The organism is Bradyrhizobium sp. (assembly GCF_035273305.1).
In the GTDB taxonomy this organism is placed as follows: domain Bacteria; phylum Pseudomonadota; class Alphaproteobacteria; order Rhizobiales; family Xanthobacteraceae; genus Bradyrhizobium.
Genome location: NZ_DATEPI010000171.1, coordinates 18,993 through 29,625, shown reverse-complemented (window position 1 = coordinate 29,625; position 10,633 = coordinate 18,993). Strand labels below are relative to the sequence as shown.

The window sequence follows — 10,633 nt, the reverse complement described above, 5'->3', positions numbered from 1 at the left end:
TACCTGACCAGGGCCTCAGGCCCTCAGGCCTAATTGATCAGCGCAGCGGTTTTTTCAGCAGCGAAAAGCGGTCTGGATCAAGACCCATGGATGGCTGCAGCATCGGTGCTTCCACCAAGACTGGCCGCGCCGCGGTGCTGCCGGCGTCGCTGGGAACATCGCGGCTCGATGTGGCGCCGCGCCAACGCTCCAGCACGGCTCCGACGAAATGCATGTCGTGACCTGAAGTGGCCGACGGCACGGTCGAGATGCTGGCTTCACTCCGCGGTAATTGATGCACCGGCACCTCTTTGAAGCGTAGTCGCGTTGGAAGCGCCACGCCTTCGCCAAAAGCGAGCACTTCTCGGCTGCCAAGCGAGGGTACGAACGACAACAGATTCGCTGCAGCGTCGGAGACCGCCGCGCGCAACAGCGACTGGTCGCGTTCGTTCGCAAGGCGCATCGCAAACAGCGTATTGCATTGGGAAATGATGGTTGCATCGAGTTCGGCTGGGCGTTGCGTGACCAGCCCGAGATAGACGCCGTATTTGCGGCCTTCCTTGGCGATACGCGACACGGCTTTGCGTGTAGGCCCGAAACCGATGCTGCGGTCTGCGGAAGCGTAGCGATGGGCCTCCTCGCAGACGAACAGAAGCGGCGAGACGCCGTCGCTCCAGAGTCCGAAGTCAAAGGCCATGCGGCACAGCACGGACACCACGGAATCAACGACTTCGGCGGGGAAACCGGCCAACTGCATGACGGTCATCGGTTTGCCGTTGGCCGGCAGTCGAAACAGATGACTGACGACTTCCGCCATGGTGTCGCCGCCGACATTGGCGTTGTCGAACATGAACGTATACCGCGGATCATTGCGTACGGTTTCGATCCGCGAAATGAGCTTGTGGTAGATAATGCGCGAAGAACGGTTCTCGAGCTTGCCCATCCGCTCATCGATCAGCGAGATCAGGTCGACCAGCCGATAGGGCACCGGCGTGTCCACGGTGTAGCCGGCGCCCCTGGATTCGCTGCGCTTCACGACTACGCGGTCGCCGTTCTGGTATTGGGTATAGATGCCCTTTGCCACCGGAATGACTTCGGCGAGGATATCGAGCTCGTCGGGAACGCCGGGACGTCCGGCGAACAGCACGTCAACAATCTCTTCGAAATTGAACAACCAGAACGGCAGTTTCAGGTTGCGCGGGTTGAGAACGAGCGAGCGATCGCCGAAGCACCGCCCGTATTCGTTGTGAACGTCGAGCAGGAAAATCCGCAAATTCGGCCGCGATTTGAGAATTTCGTTCAGGAGCAGCGACACGCCGGTGGATTTGCCGACGCCGGTAGAGCCGAGCACGGCAAAGTGCTTCGAGAGCATCTCCTCGATATCGACATAGGCGACGACTGACCGGTCCTGCTGCAGGGTGCCGACATCGATCTGATCGGAGCCGCTCGGCGCGTATACGGTGCGAAGCTCCTGGTTCGTGATCAGGTCGACAGTATCGCCTATCGTTGGATAATTGGTGACTCCGCGTTGGAATTTGGGCCGCTCCGGGCCGCCGAGTATTTCCCCGAGCAGGTCCACCGAGGCGCTGGCGATGTAGGTGCCGGATTCTGGCAAATTTCCCTCAGAGGAGACTTCAGTGATCATTGCGACGATGGTCGAATTCGCGCAGCGAATGCTGACAAAACGGCCGACCGTGGCACGAACTTCCGAAACCCCCAGCTGATTGCTTGCCAGCAACCCAACACGGGCGAGAGATCCGCGTACCGAAATCACACGTCCGAACGATGTCACAGTCGTTGCACCTCAGATTGGGCCAGAGCCGCACTATGAAGGCGCCGGCTGGACAAACGGTTAAGCCGCCCCCGTTCCGGATTGCTCAAATCGGCTGCATCTCCGTGACAGCCGTACTTTGGCGTACCGAGCAGCGGCCTGAGAGCCGCATTTTTGCGAAGAATTTAGCTGTCCGGGGCTCGGCCCCGTTCACAGTTTGCCATTCGGCCGGCTTTAACGTTTGGTTTACGAAACTGGCCGGGTTTCGCCTGGCGAGCTTCTTGTTTTCGGATCGCTGATTCCACGCTTGACCTTTCCGCCGATATCGATGGGAACCCTCTCATAATTGACACCCGAAATATCGCGGCTACGCTGCAGTCCAATCAGGCAAACCATCTTCAAACGAGATGAGCTTGCTCAAGACAAACAAGAAACAGGGCAGGGACGGCACGCGATGATACGCGGAATCTGGTTTTGAGTGGCTTGGCGCGGCCCTCCGCGCTCGCACCGTTTCGCATCCGGAATTACCGTTACCAGTGGCCTGCCGATCTGCTCACGTCCTGGGCGTTCGAGATGGAGACGCTTATTCTCGGTTGGTACGTGCTGGTCGAAACGAAATCGGTATTGCTGCTGACCTTGTTTGCCTCGCTCACTTACATTGGGACCCTCATCGCGCCGATTTTCGGCGTCGCCGGTGACCGTATCGGTCATCGCGACCTGCTTGCCATGATGCGCGCCACCTATGCTGTGCTGGCGGGCACGCTGCTGACGCTGGCGCTGACGGGCCATTTGACGCCGCTGTATGTCTTTGTCATCGCCGCGATCATGGGATTGGTTCGCCCCTCTGACCTCGGCGTTCGCGGCGCGCTGGTCGCGACGATCATGCCACATGACCAGCTGATTGGGGCAATCAGCATTTCGCGAACGACAATGGATACCGCGCGCATTGCAGGTGCGTTGAGCGGAGCCGCGTTGTTCGCCGCTTTGGGCATGGGCCCGGCGTATATAGCGATTACCGGTCTTTATGTGCTCGGTACATTGCTGACGCTCTGCGTCATAGCGCCATGGAAGCCGCCCGCGGTGGATGCATCGCCACCCGCAGTGCGCTCGCCGATTCGCGATCTGAAGGAAGGAGTGGTTTATGTCTGGACCACGCCGAGAATGCGGGCCGCGATCTGGATCGCGTTTCTTGCCAATCTGACGGCATACCCGCTTTCAAATGGACTGCTGCCTTATATCGCACGCGAGATCTACGATACCAATCAGACCGGCCTTGGCTATCTATCCGCGAGTTTCGCCATTGGCTCGTTGGCCGGCTCTATTCTGCTCAGCGTGATCGGCGGTATCCGTGTTGCCCGACTGATGATCACCTCGACAGTAATGTGGTACGCGGCATTACTCGTATTTGTACAAATGAAAACCATTTCTGCCGCGATAGCTTGCCTTATGTTCGCGGGATTTGCCCAAAGTCTGACGATGATCTCGATTGCGGTGATCCTGATGAGAACCGCAAGCGAGCGCTTTCGCGGCCGGGTGATGGGCGTGCGCATGCTCGCGATCTACAGCTTGCCCATCGGTCTGCTGGCGGCCGGCAGCCTGATCGACCAGATCGGATTTGCCGCAACCGGCACGCTTTACGCGGCTGCGGGGCTCGCACTGATCCTGAGCATCGTGCTGCATTGGCGCGCGGACCTCTGGCATCTCCACGCGCCCGCGAATGCCAAGTGAAATGCAGCCGACAATTATCGAAGTCAATTAACTCCGCGGGGAATCTTCCGTTCAAGGAGTTGGGAACCTTTTACGTCAGGGACCATCTAAGCGGCATCTGCATGGTGCAAGGGCGTCATTTGACGTCCACTATCAAGGAGCAGTCCCAAGTGAATCCAAATGTGCATGCGCTTGATCGCGCAAGAACGCCGACAAAACCGAGCCGTGCCGAGGTCGAAGCGGCGGTACGAACCATCATCCGATGGACGGGGGAAAACCCCGACCGGGACGGACTGATCGAAACGCCGGCTCGCGTGACCCGCTCGTTTCAAGAGTTCTTCTCGGGCTACGGCCAGGATCCGGTCGAGATTCTGGAAAAGACCTTCGAGGAGATTGAAGGCTATGATGAAATGATCGTGCTGCGGGACATCGGGTTCGAAAGCCATTGTGAGCACCACATGGCCCCGATCATCGGTCGGGCCTGGGTTGCTTACATTCCCAGCGGCCGGGTGGTTGGCATTTCGAAGTTAGCCCGGGTGGTCGATATCTACGCCAGACGCCTGCAGATCCAGGAAAAGATGACCGCGCAAATCGCCAACACCATCAATGACGTACTCAAGCCACAGGGCGTTGGCGTCATCATCAAGGCGACCCACCACTGCATGACGACCCGCGGCGTTCACAAGCCGGGCACCGACCTGGTCACCAGCCGTATGCTGGGCTGCTTCCGCGACAACGCTCTGACGCGACAGGAATTCCTCGGGATGGCAAGTTGATGTAAATTCCTAAAAACACGGTCCGGCATACGAGAACAGAGGAGGTGAGGGACTATGGCTGAAGAGCAAGCCCAGCCCACCGGGCCGGACCTCACGCAAGGCGTTCCCCTGCATGACTTCACCGGCGAAACCTTGCTGGGGCACGTCGGCGACGAAAGTGTTGTGCTCGTCCGCTCCGGTTCGGAGATTTTCGCCATCGATGCGCACTGCAGCCACTATCACGGGCCGCTCGCCGAGGGACTTGTGGTCGGCGCCACCGTTCGTTGTCCGTGGCATCACGCCTGCTTCGATCTGCGAACGGGCGAGGCGACGCGCGCACCGGCATTGAATGCGCTCTCGGTCTGGGACGTCGAGCGCGAGGGCGACCGGACTTTCGTTCGGCGAAAGCGACAACGGTCGCAGCCCAACGTAAAAACGCACGACGGCGCGCCCGACAAGATCGTGATCGTCGGCGGCGGCGCCGCCGGGCTTGCTGCGGCCGACATGCTGCGGAGGCGGAATTTTCGCGGCAGCATCGTCATGCTGAGCGACGACGCAGCGCCACCGGTCGATCGGCCGAACCTGTCAAAAGATTATCTTGCCGGCAATGCACCGGAGGACTGGTTGCCGCTGCGCCCGGACAGCTTCTATAGCGAAGCCGGGATCGATCTTCGGCTGGAAACCAACGTCGCCTCGATAGATACCAAGGCCCGCAACGTTCTTCTCGATGGCAGCGCCGCTGCTGTTCCCTACGATCGGCTCTTGCTGGCAATGGGGGCCGAGCCCGTCCGGCTGCCGATCCCCGGCACAGACCAGCCGCACGTCCATACGCTGCGTTCTGTTGCGGATAGCCGCGCGATCATCGGGTCGCTTGATGGGGCGCGGCGCGCGATCGTGATTGGCGCCAGCTTTATCGGCCTCGAAGTAGCCGCGTCATTGCGCGCACGCGAGATCGAGGTCCATGTCGTGGCTCCCGAGCAACGGCCGATGGAGCGGGTGCTAGGTCCGCAGATGGGCGACTTCATCCGCGCGTTGCACGAGCAGCACGGTGTGGTGTTTCATCTCGGCGATACCGTTACTTCAATCGATGGAAAGCGCGCGACGCTCAAGAGCGGCGGCATGCTCGAGGCCGATACTGTCGTTATCGGGGTGGGGGTGCGTCCCCGACTGGCCCTGGCCGAACAAGCCGGCCTTAAGCTTGACCGTGGCATCGCGGTGAATGAATTTCTGGAAACCAGCATTCCAGGAATCTATGCGGCGGGCGATATCGCGCGTTGGCCGGACTTGCACTCTCAGCAAAACATTCGCGTTGAGCATTGGGTGGTGGCCGAACGTCAAGGCCAGACCGCCGCCCGCAATATGCTGGGTGAGCGAGAGCGGTTCGACGCCGTGCCCTTTTTCTGGAGTCAGCACTACGACGTGCCGATCAACTATGTCGGCCACGCCGAATCGTGGGACGAGATCACGGTTGACGGCGACATCGCCGCGCGGGACTGTCTGTTGCAGTACAAAAGCAGGGGTCGTGTCCTCGCCGTTGCATCAATCTATCGCGATCTAGAGAATCTGCGAGTCGAATTCGAGATGGAGCGGAAAGGCGCACGCTGAAATGCATCGATGCCGCCGGTGCGCTCACAGCGAAAGCTGTGCATGAACGAGATAAGAGCAGCTTGCGGGTCATTTGGCCGGATAACTTAGCGTCCCGTCAGGATTCGCAATGGCAGCGGGCGTGATGCTGGCCGGATTGACGACGCCGGGCCCGAGAATATGGCAAACTGTCTCGCCGGCAGTGAGAAGGTAGTCGGCTATGATCCGGCGATGGCAGCGCCACCAGACGGCCTCGGCGCACATGATGGTGCTGCGCTCTCGGCGGCCCACCTCCAGCAATTTCGCAAGGCCGGTTCGAAAGTTGCTGCCCATCGCGTAGTCGGCGTAATTGTGAAAACTCTGATTTTCCCAGTAGCCGTTCGTGGTCGGCGGAATGCTTCGGACGTGCGCGCGTCGTCCTCCCAATTCCGGGATACAAGCATAGCCGATCTGGTGCTCCGAGAGCGCCTCCGGCAGCGTCTCGCGATTGTATTGCGGGTTCGTCCGCGAGCGCGGAATGCTGCGGACGTCGATTACCAGGCTGACCCGGGAGGCGTGAAGCAGCTCGACAAATTGCTCGATGTTCCGGGTGGAATGACCGATGGTGAAGAATGGCGTCGCCATTGAACCCGAGCTTTGCAATCAGCCGTTGTCACGGCAATCTCAAGGCGCGGCGAAAGTTCCGGGCCGGGCTAACTCAGCGCATGTTGCCGGTCACGAAAATTCGTTTGCGCAGCTCAAAAATCCGCGGCTTACGCGTTTCAACCAGGATGATCTTCATGCGGAGTTTGGCGTCGCTACGTCATCCTCCGTGTCTTCAGTGGCTTTACCGAATGCGGAGGCAACATGCGCTTGCATGATTGTTACAATTTCCACGATTTCAGGCGGCTGGCCAAACGACGTCTTCCAGGTCCGATCTTCGATTACATCGACGGAGCTGCTGACGACGAGGTAACTCTTAGGCGCAATACGACAAGCTTCGAGAACTGTGATCTGGTGCCGAACGTTCTTCGGGGCGTCGAGACAGTGGATATGTCAGTTACCGTTTTGGGCCAGAAGCTCGCCATGCCGGTGTATTGCTCGCCCACCGCCTTGCAGCGGCTGTTCCACCATGATGGCGAGCGCGCCGTCGCGGCTGCGGCTGCAAAATACGGCACGATGTTCGGCGTTTCCTCGCTTGGCACGGTTAGCTTGGAGGAACTGCGCAAGGCACACGACACGCCGCAAGTCTATCAGTTCTATTTTCATAGAGACCGCGCTCTGAATCGGGCCATGATGCAGCGCGCAAAGGAAGCTGGCGTCGAAGTCATGATGTTGACGGTTGACAGCATTACAGGCGGCAATCGTGAACGCGATCTCAGAACCGGGTTTTCCATTCCGTTCAGGCTGACGCCAGCCGGAATGTCGCAATTTGCCATCAAGCCCCTGTGGAGCATCAATTACATTACACATGAATCGTTCAAGCTGCCCCAGCTTGATCAACACGTCGACATGAGCGGCGGGGCTCTATCGATCGGCAAATATTTTACTGAAATGCTGGATCCTTCTATGAACTGGGACGACGTGGCTGAAATGGTTCAGCTATGGAAGGGTCAGTTTTGCCTGAAGGGCATCATGTCCGTGGCAGATGCCAAGCGGGCGGTTCAGATCGGCTGCACTGGCATCGTACTTTCGAATCATGGTGGTCGACAGCTGGACGGCTCGCGAGCTGCATTCGATCAGTTGGCTGAAATCGTCGACGCGGTGGGCGATCGGATTGACGTGATCATGGACGGAGGAGTCCAGCGCGGGACGCATGTGTTGAAGGCACTATCGCTCGGGGCCAAGGCCGTCGGGGTAGGACGTTTTTATCTCTATCCGCTTGCGGCGGCTGGCCAGGCCGGCGTTGAACGAGCGCTGGGTTTAATGAAGGCCGAGATCGAGCGTGGAATGAAGTTGATGGGATGCACAACGGTTGCCCAGCTTTCTCGCGAAAATTTGCGCTTCAGGTAAGCTGGGTCCGAATGCGCCTGTGAGAGCAGGCAGGGTGCTCCGAAGCGGTGCTCTGCCACAACTTTATGAGTGCTAGGAGCGATGCAAGCACGAATAGATGCTGATGAGCTGGCGAGTCCCCGGCGGAACCGCACGCTGAGCCCTTTCGTTCGCTGTAGCTGTCGCGCAGGACAGCCAGAAGTAATTCCCATTGGGATCGATCACGAGCCGCTTCGGCTCGAAATCAGCGAGAAGGATCGACAAGTACGGCGTCGTCGAGAACCAGGAGAGCCGGTTTAAATCGGCCGGTATTCGGTTCGACGAAACAAAGCGAGTGTCGCCAAGCGCCGGGTCGGATTGATTGCTGGTCGCAAGTGCCGCGACGGCCGCGCTATAGTGCGTCCATGCCGAAATAAATTTCCCGGTCTCCACCACGTGAATCAGCGTCAGGAGCATGAAAACTGACGCGAGCGGCAGGGCGTGCCGGCGTTTCAACCACGTCACCACGTGTTCGGCGCCCGGAACGGACCAAGCAAGCCGACTATCTCCGTAGATGGCGAGCAGAGCGGCTAGTGCGCCGAGCATCGGGGTCACGATCACCAGCGCCGTGCGCATGTAGTACCGGCTGCTTGCATGTATCGAGCGATCAAACCAGAACCAGTATATAGACAGCAGTCCCACGACTATTGCGGCGGCGTAAAGGTGCGCTCTCTCGGGCGTGAGCCGCGAAACTACCGCGAGGAGAACATAGAACAGAACCATGGTCCCGAATAACAGCGCGACGATGGTGACCTCGAAGATCTTGAGGTCGAAGAAGTGCAGCGCCGCCCTTAGAAACACCTCGGTATAATATTCATCGGGCGGGATAACGATCTTCACGGCGGCGCATGCCGCGAGGACCACGATGAGGATTGCGGCCGCCCGCAGAAAGGAGGCATCGCGCACTCCCCGCATCGCAAAGATTGCCACTATTGAAAATTCCAGAGCCAGTGCACCTTCATGCGTAAAGGCGAGCGTGAGAAACATCACTAACACGATGCCCGTCCCCACGACTGTGCGGTTGGCATAGTGGCTGACCGCAAGCGTCGGCCAGAATATTGCGTGCCCCAGCCACATCTCCGTTGGAAAGCCAAAAATCAGGGGGCACAGCAGGGCTGTCGAGCAACAAGCGTAGAGGAAGATGATGCGGCCGGATGAGCGATCGGCGGCAAAGGTACCGATCAGTCCTGCAAGCGGCGCCAAATAGAAAAGCAGCCCATAGACAAAGACTCCAGCCCAAGGGTCTCCACTAAGCCCGACGTAAAATTCCGCGGGCAGCAGCGTAAGAAGAAACACCGATGTTCGGCCGGAAATATTGTGCCAATGGAACGCCCATACATCCTGCACCGCGACGGCATAGGAAAACATGGCGCCATCAGCATAAAGCTCCAGCCGATACACCAGAGCGACAAGGACGAATGCCACAGACCAGCAGAGAGCGACTCCGATCACTAAGCCGCGCAAGGCATGGGATCTGGAACGGAACGCCCACCACCACATGCTGTCAATGTCTCCTCTGGCGGCACTCGGGCGCAGGGAGCGTTGAAGTGGCCGATCGACCAAAGCAAACGGACGGGTGGGTATTGATGACCGTCTGTGAATCCTCCGCCGGTTCTCTGATTACGTCCGATCAGCCACGGAAGCTATCAGATGATCGAACCGGTGCCCGGAACGAACAGCCTTGGCGGTCATATAGCGGCGGTTGTGGGCATTGATTGGCGCCTCCAGCGGCATCCGGCTGGCAATGTAAATGCCCGCTTTTGTCAAGCCATCAAGCTTGGCCGGATTGTTGGTGAGCAGCGCGATCTGTGTGCAGTTCAGCATAGCAAGCATCCGTGCGGCGACACCGTAGTCGCGCTCGTCGTCATCGAAGCCTAACGTGGTATTGGCATCGAAAGTGTCGAGGCCATCATCCTGCAGTTGGTAAGTCCGCATCTTGTTGGCGAGTCCAAGCCCGCGGCCTTCCTGAGCCAAGTAAAGAATGATGCCGCCGCCAAGGGCTTCGATCCGTGCCAAAGCGAGCCGAAGCTGGTCTCCACAGTCGCAGCGCCGCGAACCAAACACGTCGCCGGTCAGACAGGCCGAATGTAGCCGTACAGGAACGGCTTTGGTGAAATCGGGCCTGCCGAGAATGATCGCAACCGGACTCCCACCCAACGCGTCGCGGAACACGGCAAAGCGCGCCGGCATGCCGGAGCTGAGCGGCACTGTCGCTTCGCTCGCCAGGATCAGCGAGTGAATTGCATCGTCGGCAAAGCGGGCAACCGCATCCGCATCAACCCTGACTACGCTCTCCTCACATCTCACGGAATGGGCGGTCACGTCAGCCGCCAGTATCGCCGGCAAACCGTGCGATGATTTGACTAGCTGAATGGCGGCAGCGGCGGCCCGACTGGCCGGCTTGGCCTCCGGTGTGCGATCGTTGATCGCGTCGCTGACGAGCGCCAGAATCGCATTTGCATCGTCGCTCGCCGAAAGAGGCAATGTCATTGGCGTCGATGCGTCGAGGCCCAGCGCGAGCGCGCGCCGTTCTGTAATTATGAGCCGCGGCACAGCTGGTGCGCAAAGCGCCATGAATTCAGAAAGCCGTTGGCAATCGAGCCCTTCGACTGGCAATGCGAATACTGTTTCATCCATGGCGGTGATGAGAACAGGCCTTCGCGCCTGAAATTCCCCAAGGCCGCGGCTGACACTGGTATGCCCCGGAGCACCGAACAAAGCCGAGCTTGCGCCCGTCTGCACTTCAATCATTCCGAGTCCTTTGCACCATGGCTAACGTAGAACACCGACTCACGTGCATCATTCCAGTCGAAAACGCACGATTTTT

At 59.1% G+C, this 10,633-nt stretch carries 8 protein-coding genes; 4 read left to right on the top strand and 4 right to left on the bottom strand.

The features are described from left to right. Positions 1-37: 37 nt before the first annotated feature. Positions 38-1,771, bottom strand: a complete 1,734-nt coding sequence (locus VJV58_RS12215; protein ID WP_324137605.1) for an ATP-binding protein — start codon at positions 1,769-1,771, stop codon at positions 38-40. 453 nt (positions 1,772-2,224) lie between these two features. Between VJV58_RS12215 and VJV58_RS12210 the strand changes: the two genes are divergently transcribed. The 3 genes from VJV58_RS12210 (at position 2,225) to VJV58_RS12200 (ending at position 5,817) form a co-directional block, all read left to right on the top strand. Then, positions 2,225-3,478 carry an MFS transporter gene (locus VJV58_RS12210; RefSeq protein ID WP_324137604.1) on the top strand — a complete coding sequence of 418 codons (1,254 nt, stop codon included), beginning with the start codon at positions 2,225-2,227 and terminating at the stop codon, positions 3,476-3,478. 101 nt (positions 3,479-3,579) lie between these two features. Further along, complete coding sequence (folE, locus tag VJV58_RS12205) at positions 3,580-4,233, top strand: GTP cyclohydrolase I FolE (RefSeq protein WP_414641482.1); 654 nt, start codon at positions 3,580-3,582, stop codon at positions 4,231-4,233. Between the two features lie 54 nt (positions 4,234-4,287). Continuing rightward, the gene (locus VJV58_RS12200) at positions 4,288-5,817 is read left to right on the top strand and encodes an FAD-dependent oxidoreductase (RefSeq protein WP_324137602.1); all 1,530 of its coding nucleotides are present in this window, start codon (positions 4,288-4,290) and stop codon (positions 5,815-5,817) included. A gap of 69 nt (positions 5,818-5,886) precedes the next feature. On the opposite strand, the gene VJV58_RS12195 is transcribed toward VJV58_RS12200, so the two are convergent. Continuing rightward, positions 5,887-6,420 (bottom strand): DUF488 domain-containing protein, encoded by a 534-nt coding sequence (locus VJV58_RS12195; RefSeq protein ID WP_324137601.1) that lies wholly within the window; start codon positions 6,418-6,420, stop codon positions 5,887-5,889. Between the two features lie 222 nt (positions 6,421-6,642). Between VJV58_RS12195 and VJV58_RS12190 the strand changes: the two genes are divergently transcribed. Beyond that, positions 6,643-7,788 (top strand): alpha-hydroxy acid oxidase, encoded by a 1,146-nt coding sequence (locus VJV58_RS12190; protein ID WP_324137600.1) that lies wholly within the window; start codon positions 6,643-6,645, stop codon positions 7,786-7,788. 72 nt (positions 7,789-7,860) lie between these two features. Here VJV58_RS12190 and VJV58_RS12185 read toward each other — a convergent pair whose 3' ends face one another. Together VJV58_RS12185 and VJV58_RS12180 are read right to left on the bottom strand one after the other, a co-directional pair. Beyond that, the gene (locus VJV58_RS12185; protein ID WP_324137599.1) at positions 7,861-9,231 is read right to left on the bottom strand and encodes a hypothetical protein; all 1,371 of its coding nucleotides are present in this window, start codon (positions 9,229-9,231) and stop codon (positions 7,861-7,863) included. Positions 9,232-9,426: 195 nt separating this feature from the next. Next, entirely contained in the window at positions 9,427-10,557 is a 1,131-nt protein-coding gene (locus VJV58_RS12180) for a GTP cyclohydrolase II (RefSeq protein ID WP_324137598.1), read from the bottom strand. Positions 10,558-10,633 lie beyond the last annotated feature (76 nt).

Coding starts and splice junctions, on each gene's coding strand:
- folE (WP_414641482.1), top strand. CDS start 3,580: ATGGTGCAAGGGCGTCATTTGACGTCCACTATCAAGGAGCAGTCCCAA.
- VJV58_RS12200 (WP_324137602.1), top strand. CDS start 4,288: ATGGCTGAAGAGCAAGCCCAGCCCACCGGGCCGGACCTCACGCAAGGC.
- VJV58_RS12195 (WP_324137601.1), bottom strand. CDS start 6,420: ATGGCGACGCCATTCTTCACCATCGGTCATTCCACCCGGAACATCGAG.
- VJV58_RS12190 (WP_324137600.1), top strand. CDS start 6,643: ATGCGCTTGCATGATTGTTACAATTTCCACGATTTCAGGCGGCTGGCC.
- VJV58_RS12180 (WP_324137598.1), bottom strand. CDS start 10,557: ATGATTGAAGTGCAGACGGGCGCAAGCTCGGCTTTGTTCGGTGCTCCG.